This window comes from Vibrio fujianensis (assembly GCF_002749895.1).
Classification (GTDB): domain Bacteria; phylum Pseudomonadota; class Gammaproteobacteria; order Enterobacterales; family Vibrionaceae; genus Vibrio; species Vibrio fujianensis.
Genome location: NZ_NBUS01000054.1, coordinates 188,724 through 208,562 on the forward strand (window position 1 = coordinate 188,724; position 19,839 = coordinate 208,562).

The 19,839-nt window shown below is 43.1% G+C and carries 22 protein-coding genes; 13 read left to right on the plus strand and 9 right to left on the minus strand.

Annotated features, from left to right (window positions below):
- Positions 1-630: ABC transporter permease (locus B7C60_RS13950; RefSeq protein WP_245869478.1), on the plus strand; the 630-nt coding region annotated here is incomplete at its 5' end.
- Positions 630-1,307, plus strand: coding sequence for an ABC transporter permease (locus B7C60_RS13955; protein WP_099612188.1), 678 nt, complete (start codon positions 630-632; stop codon positions 1,305-1,307). The genes B7C60_RS13950 and B7C60_RS13955, both read left to right, overlap by 1 nt.
- Before the next feature lie 104 nt (positions 1,308-1,411).
- Here B7C60_RS13955 and xthA read toward each other — a convergent pair whose 3' ends face one another.
- The 5 genes from xthA to dinG all read right to left on the minus strand — a co-directional run bounded on the left by xthA (position 1,412) and on the right by dinG (position 6,128).
- Complete coding sequence (gene xthA / locus B7C60_RS13960) at positions 1,412-2,227, minus strand: exodeoxyribonuclease III (protein WP_099612189.1); 816 nt, start codon at positions 2,225-2,227, stop codon at positions 1,412-1,414.
- A gap of 100 nt (positions 2,228-2,327) precedes the next feature.
- Positions 2,328-2,501, minus strand: a complete 174-nt coding sequence (locus B7C60_RS13965; RefSeq protein ID WP_099612190.1) for a DUF2496 domain-containing protein — start codon at positions 2,499-2,501, stop codon at positions 2,328-2,330.
- 13 nt (positions 2,502-2,514) lie between these two features.
- The gene (gene priC / locus B7C60_RS13970) at positions 2,515-3,087 is read right to left on the minus strand and encodes a primosomal replication protein PriC (RefSeq protein WP_099612191.1); all 573 of its coding nucleotides are present in this window, start codon (positions 3,085-3,087) and stop codon (positions 2,515-2,517) included.
- A complete protein-coding gene (locus B7C60_RS13975; RefSeq protein ID WP_099612192.1) occupies positions 3,084-3,863 on the minus strand; it encodes a sulfite exporter TauE/SafE family protein in 780 nt (259 codons plus the stop codon). Before B7C60_RS13975 ends, priC begins: the two co-directional genes overlap by 4 nt.
- Before the next feature lie 192 nt (positions 3,864-4,055).
- Complete coding sequence (gene dinG, locus B7C60_RS13980) at positions 4,056-6,128, minus strand: ATP-dependent DNA helicase DinG (RefSeq protein WP_099612645.1); 2,073 nt, start codon at positions 6,126-6,128, stop codon at positions 4,056-4,058.
- Positions 6,129-6,728: 600 nt separating this feature from the next.
- Between dinG and B7C60_RS13985 the strand changes: the two genes are divergently transcribed.
- Positions 6,729-7,685 (plus strand): porin, encoded by a 957-nt coding sequence (locus tag B7C60_RS13985; protein WP_157928707.1) that lies wholly within the window; start codon positions 6,729-6,731, stop codon positions 7,683-7,685.
- Positions 7,686-7,759: 74 nt separating this feature from the next.
- Complete coding sequence (locus tag B7C60_RS13990) at positions 7,760-8,419, plus strand: DUF2057 family protein (protein WP_157928708.1); 660 nt, start codon at positions 7,760-7,762, stop codon at positions 8,417-8,419.
- Positions 8,420-8,453: 34 nt separating this feature from the next.
- On the opposite strand, the gene B7C60_RS13995 is transcribed toward B7C60_RS13990, so the two are convergent.
- The 4 genes from B7C60_RS13995 to B7C60_RS14010 all read right to left on the minus strand — a co-directional run bounded on the left by B7C60_RS13995 (position 8,454) and on the right by B7C60_RS14010 (position 11,563).
- Entirely contained in the window at positions 8,454-8,912 is a 459-nt protein-coding gene (locus tag B7C60_RS13995; protein ID WP_099612195.1) for a YchJ family protein, read from the minus strand.
- Positions 8,913-8,967: 55 nt separating this feature from the next.
- Complete coding sequence (locus B7C60_RS14000; protein ID WP_099612196.1) at positions 8,968-10,182, minus strand: EAL and HDOD domain-containing protein; 1,215 nt, start codon at positions 10,180-10,182, stop codon at positions 8,968-8,970.
- A 108-nt stretch (positions 10,183-10,290) separates the two neighbouring features.
- On the minus strand, positions 10,291-11,013 hold the full coding sequence (lpxH, locus tag B7C60_RS14005; protein ID WP_099612197.1) for a UDP-2,3-diacylglucosamine diphosphatase: 723 nt from the start codon (positions 11,011-11,013) through the stop codon (positions 10,291-10,293).
- Positions 11,014-11,068: 55 nt separating this feature from the next.
- Positions 11,069-11,563 carry a peptidylprolyl isomerase gene (locus B7C60_RS14010; RefSeq protein ID WP_099612198.1) on the minus strand — a complete coding sequence of 165 codons (495 nt, stop codon included), beginning with the start codon at positions 11,561-11,563 and terminating at the stop codon, positions 11,069-11,071.
- A 146-nt stretch (positions 11,564-11,709) separates the two neighbouring features.
- Between B7C60_RS14010 and cysS the strand changes: the two genes are divergently transcribed.
- From cysS to B7C60_RS19440, 9 genes are all read left to right on the plus strand, one after another.
- Complete coding sequence (gene cysS, locus B7C60_RS14015) at positions 11,710-13,092, plus strand: cysteine--tRNA ligase (RefSeq protein WP_099612199.1); 1,383 nt, start codon at positions 11,710-11,712, stop codon at positions 13,090-13,092.
- 101 nt (positions 13,093-13,193) lie between these two features.
- The gene (gene ruvC / locus B7C60_RS14020; protein WP_099612200.1) at positions 13,194-13,715 is read left to right on the plus strand and encodes a crossover junction endodeoxyribonuclease RuvC; all 522 of its coding nucleotides are present in this window, start codon (positions 13,194-13,196) and stop codon (positions 13,713-13,715) included.
- 104 nt (positions 13,716-13,819) lie between these two features.
- Positions 13,820-14,437, plus strand: a complete 618-nt coding sequence (ruvA, locus tag B7C60_RS14025) for a Holliday junction branch migration protein RuvA (protein WP_099612201.1) — start codon at positions 13,820-13,822, stop codon at positions 14,435-14,437.
- 142 nt (positions 14,438-14,579) lie between these two features.
- The gene (gene ruvB / locus B7C60_RS14030; RefSeq protein WP_099612202.1) at positions 14,580-15,587 is read left to right on the plus strand and encodes a Holliday junction branch migration DNA helicase RuvB; all 1,008 of its coding nucleotides are present in this window, start codon (positions 14,580-14,582) and stop codon (positions 15,585-15,587) included.
- Positions 15,588-16,308: 721 nt separating this feature from the next.
- Entirely contained in the window at positions 16,309-17,895 is a 1,587-nt protein-coding gene (gene cydA, locus B7C60_RS14040) for a cytochrome ubiquinol oxidase subunit I (protein WP_161427546.1), read from the plus strand.
- Between the two features lie 16 nt (positions 17,896-17,911).
- Positions 17,912-19,048 (plus strand): cytochrome d ubiquinol oxidase subunit II, encoded by a 1,137-nt coding sequence (gene cydB / locus B7C60_RS14045; protein ID WP_099612204.1) that lies wholly within the window; start codon positions 17,912-17,914, stop codon positions 19,046-19,048.
- 11 nt (positions 19,049-19,059) lie between these two features.
- The gene (cydX, locus tag B7C60_RS14050; RefSeq protein WP_000270284.1) at positions 19,060-19,167 is read left to right on the plus strand and encodes a cytochrome bd-I oxidase subunit CydX; all 108 of its coding nucleotides are present in this window, start codon (positions 19,060-19,062) and stop codon (positions 19,165-19,167) included.
- A complete protein-coding gene (gene ybgE, locus B7C60_RS14055; protein ID WP_099612205.1) occupies positions 19,160-19,465 on the plus strand; it encodes a cyd operon protein YbgE in 306 nt (101 codons plus the stop codon). The genes cydX and ybgE overlap by 8 nt, the downstream gene beginning before the upstream one ends.
- Before the next feature lie 183 nt (positions 19,466-19,648).
- On the plus strand, positions 19,649-19,839 hold a 191-nt coding region (locus tag B7C60_RS19440), incomplete at its 3' end, for a YbgC/FadM family acyl-CoA thioesterase (RefSeq protein WP_245869479.1).

Sequence of the window (19,839 nt, forward strand, 5' to 3'; positions counted from 1 at the left end):
GCTAAATTGGCTCCTTTTCGCTGGGCAAGGGCCATTGCGACCCTCTATACCACCATCATTCGTGGTATCCCTGATTTAGTCCTGATGATGTTGATCTTTTTTGGGGGGCAAATTCTCCTGAATCACAGTTTATATTCGCTCAATGAATGGCTAAATAGCGGTTTGGCTTATTTTTATCCTAACCACCAATGGACTTCTTATCTCCCTGATTACATTGATGTTAGCCCATTTATTGCCGGGGTGTTAACCATCGGCTTCATATTTGGTGCTTATATGGCTGAAACGTTCCGCGGCGCGATTATGGCAGTCGATAAAGGGGAGTTAGAAGCAGCAAAAGCTTATGGAATGAGCGGATTTTTAGTGTTTCGACGAATATTGCTGCCTCAGATGATTCGTCATGCCCTGCCAGGGTTTGGCAACAATTGGTTAGTCTTATTAAAAACGACAGCCTTAGTTTCTATTATTGGATTAGAAGACATGGTTCGGGTGAGTGCGATGGCTGCCGGTTCAACCAAAATGCCTTTTACTTTTTATCTCACCGTTGCTTTGATTTTCTTATTTTTTACCAGCGTATCGACTGGTTTACTGAAATTAGTTGAACGTAAATTCAGCATGCATACGAGGTCGTGATGGATTTTTCAGTGATCGTTGCCAGTTTGCCACTTTATTTTAGTGGATTATGGATCACAACGTGGTTGGTTGGGTTATCTCTGATCATTGGCTTAGCGGTGGCAATTCCTCTTGCGATTGCTCGTAATCATCAACACCCACTGGTTTGGATTCCGGCTTGGGGATATATCTATTTTTTCCGAGGGACACCGTTACTCGTTCAGCTGTACCTAATTTATTATGGGATGGATCAATTTTTTCCAGTGAAAGATACATGGTGGGAGCATGCATGGTTTTGTGCACTCGTTGCTTTTATCTTCAATACATCAGCCTATACCGCAGAGATTGTTCGTGGGGCGATTAACGGTTTGGATAAAGGAGAGTTAGAAGCGGCCAAGGCTTATGGAATGACACCGTGGTTAACCTATCGGCGGATTATTTTACCTAGCGCTATGCGTCGTGCTTTGCCTGCGTACAGTAACGAAGTGATTTTTATGATACACGGTAGTGCGGTAGCAGGGATCGTAACCATTATGGATTTAACGGGAGTGGCGAGATTGGTGAACTCTCGGCACTATGCGCCATTTGAATCGTTTTTAACTGCGGGGTTATTTTATATGGGGTTAACCTTCATCGTGATTGCTTGCTTTAAACAAGCGGAAAAACGTTATTTGGCTTATTTAGCACCACGGCAATAACACCTTGTGCCCTGCTTGGTCTCAGCTTTGGGCACAAGTTTAGGGTCTGTTTATTTCGAACAAAATTTAACCGCGAAAGATAAACAGACCCTAGTTATATTCGATTAATTGTTTGATGCAAACGTCGCCCAAATAGGCGCATGATCGGAAGGTTTTTCTATCGCCCTTAAAGGATAATCAATTCCCGCATCAACACATTTAGCCGCTAGGCTGGGCGTGGCTAAAATGACATCAATTCTTAGCCCGCGGTTATCATCAAACCCTCGTGAACGATAGTCAAACCAAGAAAATTGATTTTCAACGGTAGGATGCAGCTGACGAAACGTGTCTTCAAACCCCCAGTTGAGCAAGCGTGCTAACCATTCGCGTTCCTCGGGTTGGAAAGAGCACTTACCCGTTTTCAACCAGCGTTTACGGTTGGCTTCACCGATACCGATATCTAAGTCGAGAGGGCTGATGTTGATATCTCCCATCACAATAAGCTGTTCATCTGGAGTATGAGATTCGGTTAAATAATGCATTAAATCGCGGTAAAACTGACGCTTATAAGGAAACTTGGTCTCATGGGCGATATTATCTCCTTGGGGGAAATAACCATTTAATACGGTGAATGGCTTTTCTTGGTCATCCAAAAAAGTGGCCATAATCATCCGTTTTTGATGGTCATCAGTATCGGTTGGGAAACCTTTCATCACTTTGATCGGCTGATGTTTACAGAGCAGAGCAACGCCATAGTGGGCTTTTTGCCCATGAAAATAAACGTGATAACCCATAGCTTTAACATCCTCAATCGGAAAGGCCTCATCATGGACTTTGATTTCCTGTAGGCCGATGATATCGGGTTGATGTTTATCAATTATGGCTTGAAGTTGATGGAGTCTTGCTCTTAATCCATTGATATTAAAGCTAATTACTTTCATTTCTTATTCCTTTGGGCGCGTTGTTATTCACCGGCTGTATTTTTTTATGTTGTCTATAGTACGTATTTAACTGCTTGAGACAACCTGTGATGGGGTCGAGTTATGACTGAGGAGGGGACATCGATTGTGCCAACTGAGTTTCCAAATCTTGTTTAACTAGCTCAATCGCCTTAAGAGCAACCGTTAAGTCAACTTGATTCGATTCGAGTAGATAAATAAGATCAACCGCTAATTTCACTTCATCAGGGGCATCACTGAGTGGAGGATGGTTCATGGATCAAATACTCTTAGTTACGGGGATCAATAAGAAGCTGGGCTTCGATAGCCGCTTTTGCTTGCTGACAGCGGATCAATCGCTGTTTTGCAACCGTTAAGGCTTGTAATCTTGAAGTATGATAACGAGCTGGCGCATGGTCAAATTCATACTGTTTATTCAGGACTAATTGTCGCAGTCGTTGCTCCCATTCTTGGTGCTTGACGAATTGGTGCTGGAGCGCTTCCTTGGAGAGCGGATCAGTGAAATCATCACCCATTTTAAATCTCTTCGACTCAGCATATAGCGTATCTAACCCATGAGTGATGACCCGATGTAGCGCTTCTATTTGAGCAAATAAATGCTCGGTAAGGTGCGCTATCTGGTTGGTGTTGGGGGTCGACATTTTGGTTTGAGTCAAGTGCTGCAGTCTGGTTAAGTTTTGTTGTGTTTCTTGAACGCAAGCGGCAAGTTGACGACGATCTGCGTTAAATAAGTGAGGGTCAAACCAAGCTTGGCTGTCGATGTTTTCCTGTTGATCGATGATCTGAGCTTGCTGATTCCACTGCTCAAGTTGTGCCATCAGTTGAGACAAACGTTGCTTCATAGTCCAATAAACCAAGCGTCATAGGCTAACTTAACCGCTAACACACTAACAACGAACACAAAGACAGGGCGAATGAATTTCCCACCAAAGCGGATCGCTGAATGAGCACCGACAAAAGCGCCGACCATGAGACACATCCCCATGGTTAGTCCCAGTATCCAGTCGATATGACCCAAAATAGCAAAGGTTATCAATGAGGTAAAATTACTGGTAAAGTTCATGGCCTTACCTAAGCCAGAAGCAAGTAAAATATTGAGACGATATAACGCCATTGAGCTGACGGTCCAAAATGCGCCCGTTCCTGGGCCGGCTAAGCCATCATAAAATCCAAGGATAAAGCCTTGCGTATACTGTTTTCGGTGCGTTCGCGTACAGGTGTCAGGCAAATGAGTGTCGCTAGTGTGGGGTGTTTTGTGCCATATGGTATAAATAGCCGCGGCCAAGATGATCAGCGGTAAGACCTTTTGTAACCACTCGGTACTGATGGCATCCACAGCATAGGTGCCGATCACCGCACCAATAAAAGTCGCAATAAACGTTCTTTTCCAAAAACGGGGTGTAAATAGAGCTTTACGATAGTAAGTCACCGCCGCCGTAGAAGAGGCAAAGGTTGCGGCTAGCTTATTAGTGCCAAGCGCAATATGAGGTGGTAACCCTAAGGAGAGAAGTGTTGGTACGGTCAGCATTCCGCCTCCGCCAGCAACAGCATCAATAAATCCAGCGACAAAGGCAACGATCGCAAGAATAAAAAACGTGGTTGGTTCAACAAGTTCCATGAATGGTTCGGTCCTAATCATAACGGTAAAACGGATCGCAACGCATCACGGTCGCTAGCCACTTAAGTGGTTTTCAGCCTCTATGGTACTCCGATGATAGAAAGATTAACCAATCAACAGGCGAGTCACCGAGAAAATAAGCGGTAATCCTAAAAGCTAGCGGCGTATAATAGCAATATTTAATAATCAAGCCTATTCAATGCAACGTTTAAACGGTGGAAGAGAGTCGAGTAACGATTTGCCATAGCGCTTAGAGACTATCCGACGATCAAGCATCACGACTCTACCAGAGTCTTGTTCTTGACGCAGTAAACGTCCAACCGATTGAATCAATTTTTTGCTGGCTTCCGGTACACTAATTTGTAAAAACGGATTACCGCCTCGTTGCTGAATATATTCTGCATGAGCTTGCTCGACCGGTGAGCTTGGCACGGCAAAGGGGATTTTGGTAATAATTAAATTTTCTAATAATTTACCGGGCAAATCTAACCCTTCCGAAAAGCTACCTGTACCAAAAAGAATGCTGGTTTTTCCACATTGAATCAGCATCTTATGCTGGTTTAAAATCTCTTTTCTCGACTTTTCGCCTTGTCGCTGTAAAGACCAACCGTTTTTAATGCATTGAGTATGCACTTTCTCTGCGACTTCTTTCATTTGCCAGTAAGAAGCAAATAGAACTAAATTCGCTTTATTGGGTTGAATATATTCGATCACTTTCTCAGCAAGATATCCGGTATATTGCGGTGCTTGTGGTTCATACTCCATTTTGGGAATCAGCAACTCAGCTTGATTGTGATAGTCAAAAGGTGAAGCAAGTGCTAAAAATCGGACACCATCCTCATCTTTTTCACTGATCCCAGCTTGGCGACAAAAAAACTGAAATGAATTGAGTGCTCGGAGTGTTGCGGAGACGAGGACAGCGCCGACACAGCGGCTCCATATTTGTTGATCAAGTTGCCAACCGATTTCCAGCGGTGAAATATTAACGAAATAATCGTTTTCTCGTTCAGTGCTCACTTGCAGCCAGCGCGCCAGCGGAGCGCCTTTTTCTCGGTTTGGTTGCGCCATCAAGTGCCACACCTGTGCAAGGTTTTCTAGTCTCTGTAAATAAAATCCTAGCTCTGATAATGCCGGATCACCTAATCTTGCTGCTATCGTGCCATCCTTAACGGCTTCGGCAATTAAATCGGCAATTTTGCCGACCGCTTGATTCAGTTTTTGGCTGGCTTTTTTTAGTTCTTGTGCTTGGATTGCTAACCACTCCGGCAATTCCCCATGTTCAAAGCGATAAACCCCTTCATCAAAGGCGGAGGCTTCAAATTGATTTGGGAGTCGATTCAGAGCAGGGATCAATTGTTGTAGCGCATCTTGAGCCTCACGATGAAAGCGAGACGCACGCTTTTCGTCGCTCAAAGCGATAAATTTTGCTAACGATTGGTTGAGTTTTTCTAACCAAGTTACCGAGCCCTTCATGGCCGCAGAAGCCGCAGCATGATCGCGTGCGACCTGCGGAAGGTGGTGAGCTTCATCAAAAACATAGATGGTATTTTCTGGCTCAGGAAGAATAACGCCACCACCGAGATCGGCATCTGCCATGACCAGACTGTGATTGGCAATGATGACATCTGCTTTGTCGAGTTCTGCCCGCGCGTTTTGAAATGGGCAGTTTCGATGAGCGGTAAAACTTCCGTTACAGCTATGTTTATCACTAACAATCATATGCCAAATTGAATCACTGATAGGCGTTGGCCAAGCATCTCGATCACCATCCCATTTCCCACTTAGCAATTGTTGATAAAGCGCTTGTAGCAGTTCAACATCCTGAATATCAGGCTTGTCAGTAAACATCGCGAGTTGGCCACCATCAACGCCACTGGCTGAGGCAAGCTTTTCGGTGCAGCAATAACGTTGGCGTCCTTTGGCTAAGAGAAAAGAAAAATTTTGGTCGGTGATCCGTCGATAAAGCGGGAGATCTTTTTGTACCAATTGCTCTTGTAGTGCAACGGTTGCGGTAGAAATGACCACTTTACGTTGGTTGAGTATCGCGACGGGAATACTGGCCATCAAATAAGAAAGTGATTTACCGATCCCAGTGCCTGCTTCTGCCACAATCATGCGTGTGGAGGGGTGATAGCGACCACAGAGGGTGTGGGTTATTTCAGCCACGAGGTAGTTCTGTGCCCGGCGTGGAATAAAGTTATCTAACTGACTTTGTAAATTGTGATAACTCGTACGGATGGATTGTTGGATTTTTGTTGTGAGCATAGCGAGACCTAAACAGCAGAGCCGCGATAGTAACATAATTTGTGACGACAGCCAGTTGCTGTTCATTCTTCACTCGGCTACGCGCCTTTACCTGTTAAACACTTTTACCGGTTAAACGATGGCGGGATAACTGACTTTCGATCCCCAGTTGCTCAAAATAGTATGCTTTTGAATCAATTCTAGATCTTGCTCACAAAAAAAAACTGAACCTTTATGCGCATGCCATTAAAGTGATATCCATCGAATATAAATTCTTAATTTTGTTTTAAAACAGAAATTATATTCTAAATCAATGTCTTATTTTCAACAGTATTGGTTTTTAATATTGAAATGTTAATTTTGTTTACATTTATTAATCATGACCTTTTTGGTTAGAAGTTGCTCGAAAGAAAGTGAAATTTATATGTAAGTATTTGTTTATTAAGTTTTTATGTTGTTTTTATAAATATTTTTTTGCACATTTGACATGTAGCATATTCTTTTGCAATCTTAAGTGCGAATTTAGTGGCGATGGTAACTAGCCGCAGAGCTAGCCAACCATCATCTAAAACAAAGGGAACCGAAATGGAATTCCCATCTAAGAAAAGGCAGTGGATTAATATGAAAAAGACTCTAGTAGCACTACTGGTTGCTTCAGCAGCAACATCAGTCAATGCAGCAGAAGTATTTAAAGCGGATGACGTATCCGTTGATTTTTATGGTCAACTTCGTCAAAGCGTTAAGTTTACTGATGGTGAAAATAAAAACGGTGACAATATCGATCCAAAAATTGATCAAGGTTCTTCACGTGTTGGTGTTAACGTTGTCTACAACGCAGTTGAAGAAGGCTTAGATGTCATTGGTAAAGTAGAATATCGTGTCGATGAAGACTGGGAACTTCGTCAGCATTATATTGGCATGAGTACAGAATACGGTGTGATGACCTATGGTAAACATTCACCGCTTTATGATGATGTTTATGGCGCAATTTACGCTTATGAGTATGATCTAGCCCCATATATTAAAGATGGTGGCTTAGATAGTAATTTCTGGCAAACCAGTGCGATCAAATATCAGTTAGATCTTGATAACAGCTGGATTAAAGCTCAGTACAACCTAGCAGAAAATAATTCAAACCCTGAGTTGTTTGAACTGTATGTTGGTACTTCTTACGATGCACTTTCTTTACACATTGGTGGTGCGTCAATGTCTGATAAGACATCTGGTGATGTTGATTCAACTTACTTTGAAGCGACGGCTGAATATGCACTGGACAAAGGTGTGGTTGGCTTTACTTATGCTTATAACAAAGATAAAGATAATGTTGCTAAAACTAAATCTGAATCTGATGGCTTCCACTTAGGTGCTAAATATGAAGTGGCGAGCAAAACATCACTGTACGGTGGCGCTCAGTTCATCAATGGTAAAAAAGAAGCAGCTGATGTAACGAACCTTTACCTAGGTGCAGAATACATGTTTGCTAAGTGGGCACGCACTTACGTTGAATACAACTTCAACGATACCGATGGTAAAAGCGATGTTAACAATCTTGCTATCGGTGCTCGTGTATACTGGTAATCTAGCGATTTATCGTTAAAGATAAGCTCGGCGCTGCCGAGCTTTTTTTATGAGAGATGGATGAGGTGGAGGTCATGATGAAACATATCATAAAGGGATTATTGGTCGGAGTCGTTCTCACGGCAACAGTACAAGCTAAAGTGCAACTGACGGTACCAGAGGAGATCAGTTTAGCGGTGGTAAATTTAGAAAAACCGCAGATGAAAGGCAGTTTTCTAAGCAGTCACAAAACGGTTGAGCTGCCGGATGGGGTCAATCAAATCGCGTTTCGCTATGCAAAACCTTTTGTAAATCGCGATACGGTGGATAATGTGTATAGTGATTTGGTGGTGCTACGTTTTAATGCGACTGATCAAACCTTAACTTTTCAAATGCCCAACTATCGTAACGCCCAGCAAGCCAAGAAAGAGATCGCTCATTTTGAATGGCAGTTGATTGACCTTGATAATCAAAAACCGGTTGAGCAGGTGAGTGACGTTGTTCCTCTTAGCGGTTTTGTACTTGGACAAAATTTTGTTGATGATATTGTGACATACAATAAACAAGCGGGAAAAGCAGCCATTACGATGAGCTATTTAACCATCGATAACTCATTAGAGAAGCCTTCAGTAAACTCCCATAACCCCGCTCCCGCTTCCTCCGATGCGTTATTAGATGATCTGCAAGCTCTCTATTTAAAAGCGGATAAAGAACAACGCAAAGCCTTCCGTAAGTGGATGATCGATCAAGAATAATCATTCTGCTCTTGGCGAGTTAGCGATGGATGATTTAGCCGCAACATTTTTTAAATTTCTTACCGCTACCACAGCGACAAGGATCGTTGCGGCCAATTTTATTTTGTTGAGGAAATGTACCATCAATATAGAACCATTGATGGTTGTCGCGCACAAAGCGAGATTGTTCTTCAAGACAGTATGTCTGTTGTCCTGCACGATAAAAAGCTTTGAAATGCACAAAGCCTTCATGTTCGTCGCGTCCTGGCCAAGTCTTTAGAATCTCTAACTTTTGCCACTGGCTATTCATTGAATCTTCAAGCTCCTTGCGCTGTTGATCAGCCAGACACGATGGGTGGTAAGTATTAATAATAAAATCAATGAGTCCCAATACATGGGCACTATATCGAGCTCGCATTAGCTGCTCTGGTTTGTGTGCTTGAGCGGGCTCACTATGAATAGGCTGGCAACAATCGTCATATTCTTTACCGCTGCCACAGTAACAAGTTGTCATAGCTGTCATCCAATAAAAAAGAGTTAGCGAGTGTAAGTGGATGTTGTGATGGCGTCTAGGGGGTAATATTTAATAAATCCGCAGCCCAGCTGATCGCTTCGTCATAACTATAAGCGACATCGGACTCCGTCAGCTTGAGCTGCTTGGTCAGTTGAGCAACCTGAGACCATTCGGCTTTTTCATGCGCTTTGGCGAGTTTGAGAAGTTGTCCTAGTAGCCCATCGCCGTTTAATAATGCTTGCTTAACCGTATCTTCGATGGGCATGTCGTTAATGATCTCGTCAAGCGGTTGATCGAGTAGGCTGTCCAATAATGAGAACATCCCGGTTAAAAACGCATTGCCTGACGTCTGTGTTCCGTTGATTTTTTGATAAAGTTGCTCACAATACCGAGCGCGTTGAATAGATAAACCATATAACGAATCAGGTTTATCTCGATGAGTCGATGCGATCGCTACCAAAGAGATAAAACGACGTAATCGTTCTTCCCCTAGGTAGACTAATGCTTGTTTAAACGATTGTATTTTTGTGCTGACCAGGGCAGAGGCGTTGACAAAGGTGAGTAATTTATAAGAAAGCGTAAGATCTTTTGCCACCAGCTGTTCTAACACCTGATAATCAATCTCTTCTTTTGCTATTTCTTTGCATAATTGAATAATGGTTATAAAAGAAGGTTCTAGTGCTTTACGCTGGATTAATTCAGGTTTACTAAAAAAATAACCTTGAAAATAAACGAATCCGGCTTGCTTTGCTTGTTCAAACTCCTCATACGTTTCTACTTTTTCAGCGAGAAATTGAATATGAGAACCGCGGAGTTTGTGCATGAAAAGTCGCGCTTTTTCTATCGGGAACAGGCGAATATCGAATTTAATGATGGAAACATAAGGAAGGAAAGCTTGCCAAGCTCGGTTTGGAATAAAATCATCAAGGGCAATTTTATAACCAAGTTGGGATAATTGTTTTATCGCATCAAGTAACGCTTCCGTTGGTGGGCAGTCTTCAAGGATTTCAACCACCAAATTGTCACATGGAAACAGGGTTGGAACAAGGTTGAGTAGGCTTTGATAAGGAAAATTAACAAATCCCAAATAGGGCCCTAATACATTGTAATGCGTCGACCAGCAGTGATCGGAAAGTAGTCGACTGGTAGCAAGTTCAGGGTCAATATCGGGGAAGCGATTTTGTGGACCATCTCTGAACAATAATTCGTAGCCGATCGTTTTTTTATCGCGATCTAAAATAGGTTGCCGTGCAATGTAGGAGTTTTTCATAAACCCGCTCTTCTTGGAGTGATTGTTATTCTTAACACCATGCATGTACCACTATGAATGATTTTTAAGCCGATTGCTGTGAGTACATTCAAAGAAAGTTTAGCGCATTTATTCGAATGGTCGCGACTCCAATGCATACCCTTGTGGAGCATAACGCAAGATCGAGCCTTGACTGTACCAATCACCGAGTACAATACGTGTTTTATGGCCTAGCTGAGGCAAATGATGGATGGCAGGGCGGTGCGTGTGTCCATGAATCATGATATCGACATGATGATGATTAAGTACCTGAATCACTTCGCTGGGGGTTACATCCATTATTTCCATCGCTTTTTGTTGCTTATCGTGACGGATATCTGACTGAACGCGTTGCACAATACGTTTTTTAATCGCATAAGGTAAACGATTAAATACCCATTGTAGCCAAGGTTTATGAACTTTTTCACGAAATGCTAAATAACGCACATCTTCAGTACACAGGGTATCACCATGCAGTATCACAACAGGAGTACCATAAAGGTGGATGACGGTTTCTTGAGCTAATAAAACAATACCGGTTTCCTTCGCAAAACGCTGACCAATAAGAAAATCTCGATTGCCATGAACAAAAAAACAAGCGACTCCGGCGGCAGTGAGTTGCTGAAATTCCGCTTTGATCTGTTGGGCAAAAGGCGTCGGGTCATCATCACCAATCCAAAAATCAAACAAATCTCCGAGGACATAAAGTGCGTCGGCATCTCGAGCTTCAGTGCGCATAAAATGAGTAAAGCATTGAGTGATATCAGGACGAGCCGGTGACAGGTGAAGATCTGAAATAAATAAAGTATGCATAAAAATTAGTGGAGTGCTCAATGCACTCCATCCGTCGGTAATTTGATTGGCGAGCTTAGTCTTCGATGGTGGTACTGGTAATGATCACTTCATCAAGGGGAACGTCTTGATGCATGCCATAAGATCCAGTACTAACGCCTTTGATTTTATTGACCACATCCATGCCTTCAACGACTTCTGCAAATACACAGTATCCCCAGCCGTCACGACTTTCGGATTTAAAATCAAGGAAAGTATTGTCATTCACATTAATAAAAAACTGTGAGCTAGCAGAATGAGGATCCATCGTTCTTGCCATAGCAAGAGTACCTGTTTTATTGCTTAACCCATTATTGGCTTCATTACGAATAGGCGCACGAGTCGCTTTTTCACGTAGACCCGAAGTCATACCACCACCTTGGATCATAAAACCGTCGATAACACGATGGAATAAGGTATTGTCGTAAAAACCATCACGGCAGTATTGTAAAAAGTTTGCGCTGGTTTCTGGTGCTTGCTCTTCGTTAAGCTGAATTTTGATGTCACCAAAATTAGTATGCAGCGTGATCATGTGTATTACCTTTGCTTGTTTTGTGTGAATGACAGATTTTAGCTTAACTTTTTGTGCATTCAAAACACCAAATGGATGACCTAGCGATAATAGAGTTGTTATACTCTAAAACTATTTTGGGATTAACGGTAAATTAGATAGAGATCATGTTGAAAATTTATAACTCACTCACAAGACAAAAAGAGGAATTTAAACCCATTACAGCCGGAAAAGTCGGCATGTATGTCTGTGGCGTCACCATATACGATCTCTGTCATATCGGTCATGGTCGTACGTTTGTTTCTTTCGATGTGGTGGCTCGTTACTTACGTTATTTAGGGTATGACCTTACCTTTGTACGTAATATCACCGACATTGACGACAAAATTATTAAACGTGCCGCTGAAAACCAGGAATCCTGTGAAGCGTTAACGGAGCGCTTAATTCAAGAAATGTATACTGATTTTGATGCATTAAACATCCAACGCCCTGATGTTGAGCCTCGAGCTACCGGATACATCGATGAGATTATCGCCCTTGTCGAGCGTCTGATTGAGCGCGGATTTGCTTATGTTGCAGACAATGGCGATGTGATGTTTGAAGTGAGTAAATTTGCACAGTATGGTCAACTTTCTAAGCAAGATCTCGCTCAACTTCAAGCAGGAGCTCGAGTTGATATCGAGATCGCCAAACGCAGTCCTTTAGATTTTGTATTATGGAAGATGTCCAAACCGGGTGAACCGACCTGGGAGTCTCCATGGGGAGCTGGACGTCCTGGGTGGCATATCGAGTGCTCGGCAATGAATTCTGCTATTTTGGGTGAACATTTTGACATTCATGGGGGGGGCTCAGATCTTCAATTCCCTCACCATGAAAATGAAATTGCACAATCTTGCTGTGCTCATGAGACTCAATACGTGAATACGTGGATGCATAGCGGCATGGTGATGGTAGATAAAGAAAAAATGTCTAAATCACTGGGTAATTTCTTTACCATTCGAGATGTATTACAGCACTATGATCCAGAAACCGTACGGTATTTCTTGATGTCGGGTCATTACCGTAGCCAGCTTAACTACAGTGAAGAGAATCTTACTCAAGCTCGTGCTTCTTTAGAGCGTTTATATACTGCGCTTCGTGGCTTAGATAAGACGGTTCCTGCAGCAGGTGGTGAAGAGTACGTTAGCCGTTTTACCTCGGCGATGAACGACGACTTTAATACACCAGAAGCGTACTCTGTGTTATTTGATATGGCCCGTGAAATTAACCGATTGAAAAATGAAGATCATCTCAAAGCGAGCGCGCTAGGATCATTAATGCGTGAGTTAGCGGATGTGATCGGTATCTTATATCAAGATCCAGAGCACTTTATGCAAGGAGAAGCCGAAAGCCAAGAGCAGGTCGAACAGATTGAAGCCTTAATCAAGTTACGCAATGATTCTCGTGCGACCAAAGATTGGGCCAATGCCGATCTGGCACGAGATAAACTGAATGAATTAGGTATTATCTTGGAAGACGGCCCTAACGGTACCACTTGGCGACGTAAGTAATTGGTTCTCCGGGACGTTATTATAAACAGCGAGGTGAATGCCTCGCTGTTATCTTTCTAATCATCAAAAAGATAACGAGACGCTGTAACTAGGAATCAACGATGTCAATTATTTTGGGGATTGATCCAGGATCGCGAATTACCGGCTATGGGGTGATCCGACAACAAGGGAGGCATCTCATCTACTTAGGCAGTGGTTGTATCCGAACGTCTGATCAGGCGTTACCGCTACGATTAAAACAGATTTATGCGGGGGTGAGCGAGATCATCACTCAGTTTCAACCGGATGTCTTTGCTATTGAACAAGTGTTTATGGCGAGAAATGCTGATTCAGCATTAAAGCTCGGACAAGCACGAGGCAGTGCCATTGTGGCTGCGGTCAATGCCGAGTTACCGGTTCATGAATATGCGGCAAGGTTAATTAAGCAAGCGGTGGTTGGAACTGGGGGAGCGGATAAATCTCAGGTTCAGCATATGGTACAGCAGATCTTAAAATTACCTGCGAGGCCTCAGGCTGATGCAGCAGATGCTTTAGGCGTCGCGATTTGCCACGCCAATACCAACAAAACCTTGATTGCATTGGCAGGGCAAGCAACCAGTGCTCGTCGTGGTCGTTATCGGTAACGCTGATATTGTTGGTATGACGCACAGAGTTTTACTGGCTATCCATCCAGTTCTTTATTATCATCCTTGCCATTAAGTTTGACATACAGACAAAGGAATTCACTGTGATTGGCCGTCTGCGCGGAATATTGATTGAAAAACAACCTCCTCAAGTGTTAATCGAAATAGGGGGGATCGGTTATGAAGTACAAATGCCAATGAGCTGCTTCTACGAGCTACCCGATGTGGGAGAAGAGGCGATTATCTATACCCATTTTATTGTACGTGAAGATGCACAGTTACTTTACGGTTTTAATAGCGTAAGCGAGCGCGCTCTATTTCGAGAAGTCATTAAAGCGAACGGTGTCGGACCTAAAATGGGCCTAGGTATACTTTCTGGCATGACGGCCAGTCAGTTTGTCGCATGTGTTGAACGGGAAGACATATCAACCTTGATCAAGTTACCAGGCGTTGGGAAAAAAACAGCAGAACGTCTGTTGGTCGAAATGAAAGACCGCTTAAAAGGGTGGGGAACGGGAGATTTACTGACCCTAGCAACAGATGCAGCCCCATTGGATCATCAAGTCATATTCGCTGAACAAAATGCAGAGGAAGAAGCGGTTAGTGCCTTGTTGGCATTAGGGTATAAACCCGCTCAAGCCTCAAAAGCAGTTGCTCAGTTCGCGAAAGCCGGCATGAGTAGTGAGCAGTTAATTCGTGATGCTTTAAAATCAATGGTTTAATGCCAGATAAGCCTATGTATTTCACCTTGCTTTTCGCCAGGCGTGACATATCGACCTTACGTGATCTTCTATACTGTGCCAAATGGATGATGACGTTAAGGGTTGCCTTTCACATAGCCCCTAACTCTATGGATACCTTGTTATGATTGAAGCCGATCGCCTTATTGCGCCGATAAACCCTTCGTTTAAGGACGAAGAAGTGATTGATCGTGCTATCCGACCGAAGAAACTTGCTGACTATCAAGGACAAGATCACGTTCGAGATCAAATGGAAATCTTCATTCAAGCGGCCCAAAAACGTCGTGAAGCGCTCGATCACCTGTTGATTTTTGGCCCTCCTGGGTTAGGGAAAACGACTCTAGCCAATATTGTTGCTAATGAAATGGATGTCAATATTCGGACCACCTCTGGCCCAGTTTTGGAAAAAGCAGGCGATCTTGCCGCGTTATTGACCAACTTAGAAGAGAATGATGTTTTATTTATTGACGAAATTCACCGACTCAGCCCTATGGTCGAAGAAGTTCTCTACCCAGCAATGGAAGATTATCAGTTAGATATCATGATCGGTGAAGGCCCAGCCGCTCGCTCGATCAAAATTGATCTCCCTCCTTTTACACTGATTGGTGCGACCACTCGGGCAGGCTCATTGACTTCCCCCTTACGAGATCGATTTGGCATTGTGCAGCGTTTGGAGTATTACAACGTGGCCGATTTACAACATATTGTACAGCGCAGTGCTCACCATTTGGGGTTGTCGATGGACTCGGATGGTGCATTGGAGATAGCGCGCCGTGCTCGAGGAACTCCACGTATTGCTAACCGTTTACTACGTCGCGTGCGAGACTATGCTGAAGTGAAAGGCAACGGACATATTTGCGCTCAAACAGCAGATAAAGCGCTAGATATGCTTGATGTTGATCATCAAGGCTTTGATTATATGGATAGAAAGCTTTTACTCGCCATTATGGAGAAATTTTCAGGTGGCCCGGTTGGGCTGGATAACTTGGCGGCAGCCATTGGCGAAGAGAAAGATACAATTGAAGATGTTCTTGAACCATTTTTGATTCAACAAGGCTATTTACAGCGCACACCTCGAGGTCGGATTGCAACGGATCGTGCTTATTTACATTTTGGTTTAACAAAATCATAAAATTACCGACCTAGGGTCTGTTGACCTTTCGAGCTGATTTTTGCAGCCGTTTGTGGCTTCTTTATACAAGGCAGAGGCTTTGAAATGTATGACTCTACCTGAGAAGCCGATAACGCCGTAGAAAGGAGCCACAAACGCTGCCCGAAGGGTTCGGCTAAAAGCGTTTTACTCTTTGTTGAGCGGTGTTTTGCTTAGAATAACTAGGCGACAAACCTCTCGCCGCGATTAAAACGCTTTTATCTCGAACAAAATTTAACCGCGAAAGATCAACAGACCCTAGAGTTCGATAAGAGAAATATTTATCAATATATGTCACATTTTGACATATTTCTAAAATGCATGATTCGTAATCAATTTTAGGTTGGTGTTAACCATCTGTGTTTAATTTGTGCTCTGTTATGATTCATTTTGCCCTCGTTTATAGGATAAATATCCACATTTCTTGATTTATATCATTTTGTTGTTTTTTTAACCGCTTTCTCGTAAGGGAAATTGATCCAAATCAAAGCGTTTTGTATGAATAAACCTTTTGAAACTCAAGGGGTTTGGCATTAGTATTAGTCACAGCTATATTAGCTAAAGCTTAACAATTAACTAACCACAATGGTACATAAAAGCAACAAAGTATTGCAAAAAGTTAACAGTTGGATATGGTTCGTTAACTTATGCGTGTTGTTGCGTTATGTCAAAAGTGTCATTCAGCCGACACAAAGGAGTTACCATGATTGATGTCGTTGATCTATCGCGGTTGCAGTTTGCACTGACAGCGATGTATCACTTCTTGTTCGTTCCACTGACTTTAGGTATGGCATTTTTACTTGCCATTATGGAGTCACTTTATGTAATGACTGATAAGCAAATCTATAAGGACATGACCAAGTTCTGGGGTAAGCTTTTCGGTATTAACTTTGCGCTTGGTGTTGCTACCGGCCTAACGATGGAGTTCCAGTTCGGTACTAACTGGTCTTACTATTCACACTATGTTGGTGATATCTTTGGGGCTCCGCTCGCCATTGAAGCACTGGTCGCTTTCTTTTTAGAATCAACCTTTGTCGGTTTGTTCTTCTTTGGCTGGGATCGCCTCTCCAAACGTCAGCATCTAACGGTAACTTGGCTGGTCGCTTTAGGTTCCAACTTCTCTGCGTTGTGGATTTTGGTGGCAAACGGCTGGATGCAAAACCCAGTTGGCTCAGCATTTAACTTTGAAACCATGCGCATGGAAATGGTCAGTTTCGCTGAGGTTGTGCTTAACCCAGTTGCGCAAGTTAAGTTTGTTCATACTGTGGCTTCTGGCTATACCACAGGGGCAATGTTTATTTTGGGCATTAGTGCTTACTACCTATTAAAAGGTCGAGATGTTGCGTTTGCTCGCCGCTCATTTGCTATTGCCGCTTCATTTGGTATGGCAGCAATTATTTCCGTTATCATTCTAGGTGATGAGTCCGGCTATGAGCTTGGCGATGTGCAAAAAGTTAAGCTGGCCGCCATCGAATCTGAATGGCATACCGAACCAGCTCCTGCTGCCTTCACCCTATTTGGCTTACCAAATCAAGAAACCATGCAGACTGATTACGCGATCAAGATTCCTTATGTGATGGGGATTATTGCCACTCGCTCTTTAGATAAAGAGGTGACAGGTCTACGTGATTTACGTGAAGAGCATATCGATCGCATTCGTAATGGTATGTACGCTTATGAATTGCTACAAGCACTTCGAGCGGGTGACAAATCCGAAGACAATATTCAAGCATTTAATGAAGTGAAAAATGATCTTGGCTATGGTCTGCTACTTAAGCGTTATACTGAGAATGTTTCTGATGCAACAGAAGCGCAGATCCAAGCGGCTGCCGATGACTCGATTCCAACGGTGTGGCCATTGTTCTGGTCTTTCCGCATCATGGTTGCCTGTGGGTTCATCATGCTGTTTGTCTTTGGGGCGGCCTTTATTCAAACCTGTCGTCAAAAAATTGAACAAAAACCGTGGATACTTAAAGCGGCGCTTTGGAGCATTCCTTTACCTTGGATTGCAGTAGAAGCTGGGTGGTTTGTGGCTGAATACGGTCGTCAACCATGGGCGGTAGGTGAAATTTTACCTGTAAATATCGCCGCCTCTGCATTGTCAGCAAGTCAAATCTGGACATCGTTGTTTGCGATTTTGGCGCTGTACACTGTGTTCCTCATTGCTGAAGTTTATTTAATGGTGAAGTTTGCTCGTAAAGGACCAAGCAGCTTGAAAACAGGTCGCTATCATTTCGAACAAAATGGCAGCTCGGTTGAAGATCAAGTCAATCGTCAAGTAGAAGCCTAGCCAAGGAGAAAGCAATATGTTTGATTACGAAATCTTACGACTTATTTGGTGGGTGCTGATCGGCGTACTACTAGTAGGTTTTGCCATTACAGATGGCTTTGATATGGGAGTAGGAGCGCTGGTTCCTGTTCTTGGTAAAAATGACGCAGAGCGCCGAGTCATGATTAACTCGATCGCTCCGCACTGGGATGGAAACCAAGTTTGGCTAATTACTGCAGGTGGTGCTTTATTTGCTGCTTGGCCACTGGTTTACGCAACATCGTTCTCAGGTTTTTACCTCGCGATGATTGTTACATTGGCTGCATTATGGCTACGCCCAATCGGTTTGGATTATCGTTCAAAAATTGAAGATCCAAAGTGGCGAAACACATGGGATATCTGTATTTCGATCAGTGGATTCGTGCCACCAATTATCTTTGGTGTGGCGTTTGGTAACCTGCTGCAAGGTGTTCCATTCCAATTAAATGAGCTAATTATGCCGAGTTATCACGGCTCATTCTTTGGGTTATTGAATCCATTTGCACTTGTGTGTGGTTTGGTGAGTTTGTTTATGATTTTGATGCAAGGTTCTGCTTGGCTACAAATGAAAACAACGGGTGAATTGCATACTCGTGCACGTGCGACAGCCCAATTTTCGGGTCTATTAACCTGTCTATTATTTGTTGCCGCCGGCTTTTGGATTCAAAATATCGACGGTTATGTTGTAGTGAGTGCCATTGACGGTGCGGCGGCGTCAAACCCATTAAATAAAGAAGTCGTTCGTGAAGCGGGTGCTTGGATGCATAATTTTGAAACGTATCCAATTTTGTGGCTAGCGCCCGCATTAGGGGTATTTATGCCGCTATTGGCGGTCTTGGCTTCTCGTTTTGAAAAATGTGCATTGGCTTTCCTTACCTCTAGTCTAGGAAATGCTGGGGTCATCTTTACTGCAGGCTTCGCTATGTTCCCGTTTGTGATGCCATCAAGCTTAGAGCCAAGTCATAGTTTAACCATGTGGGACGCAACGTCGAGTGAGCTAACGTTGAATGTAATGACATTTATCGCGTTTGTGATGGTGCCTATTATCCTCGCGTATACCGCGTGGTCTTACTATAAAATGTTCGGTCGCTTGGATAACAAGTATATCGAAGATAATAAAAACTCACTTTACTAAGGAGCGAAACGATGTGGTATTTTGCATGGATTCTTGGTGTATTGCTGGCATGTGCTTTTGGCATCATCAATGCTCTTTGGTTAGAGCACAGTGAAATGATGGATAAAGACAGTGAATAACGGCTTTGTCTTGTTGACAAAACTGCACCAGTGGGTCGATAAGGCCTTATTTAGGGCCTTGTCGATCATACTCGGATTTTATCATGTTGCGATGGTCATGTGGGATCCTGAAGCGTATGCGGCGAGTATCGGTGGATTTAATGTACTGGTTGCACCATTACTGATCTGGGGAATATGTTCTAGTATGGTATTTGGTGTTGGTTTTAAACCACGTAGCTGGATTTGGCAGATTTTTTTTAGTCCATACTTTTCGTTGCCGATCATGGCGGGCTTTTTTTTAGTTCGGCTGTTCGGTTAACCGTTACGGATTATTAGTCAACTCGTTAAAACTGAGTAAAAAATAGCGTTGTCTCTTTGAGGTAACGCTATTTTTTTATCATATTAGCATAAAATCTTACGCTTCAGTTTGTACTTACCATCAAGAGATACGGTATAGTACCTAGTCTAACTGCTTCATTTTTGACGTGGAAACTGTGAGACGATGCAAGTATTCGATTGGCCTATCACTATTTATTATGAAGATACCGATGCAGGAGGCGTGGTTTATCATGCTAACTACCTCAAGTTCTTTGAGCGAGCAAGAACCGAGATGCTGCGCTCGATTGGGATCTCACAACATACTTTGCTGGAACAAAACCTAGGTTTTGTGGTTCGACACGCGGACGTCGATTT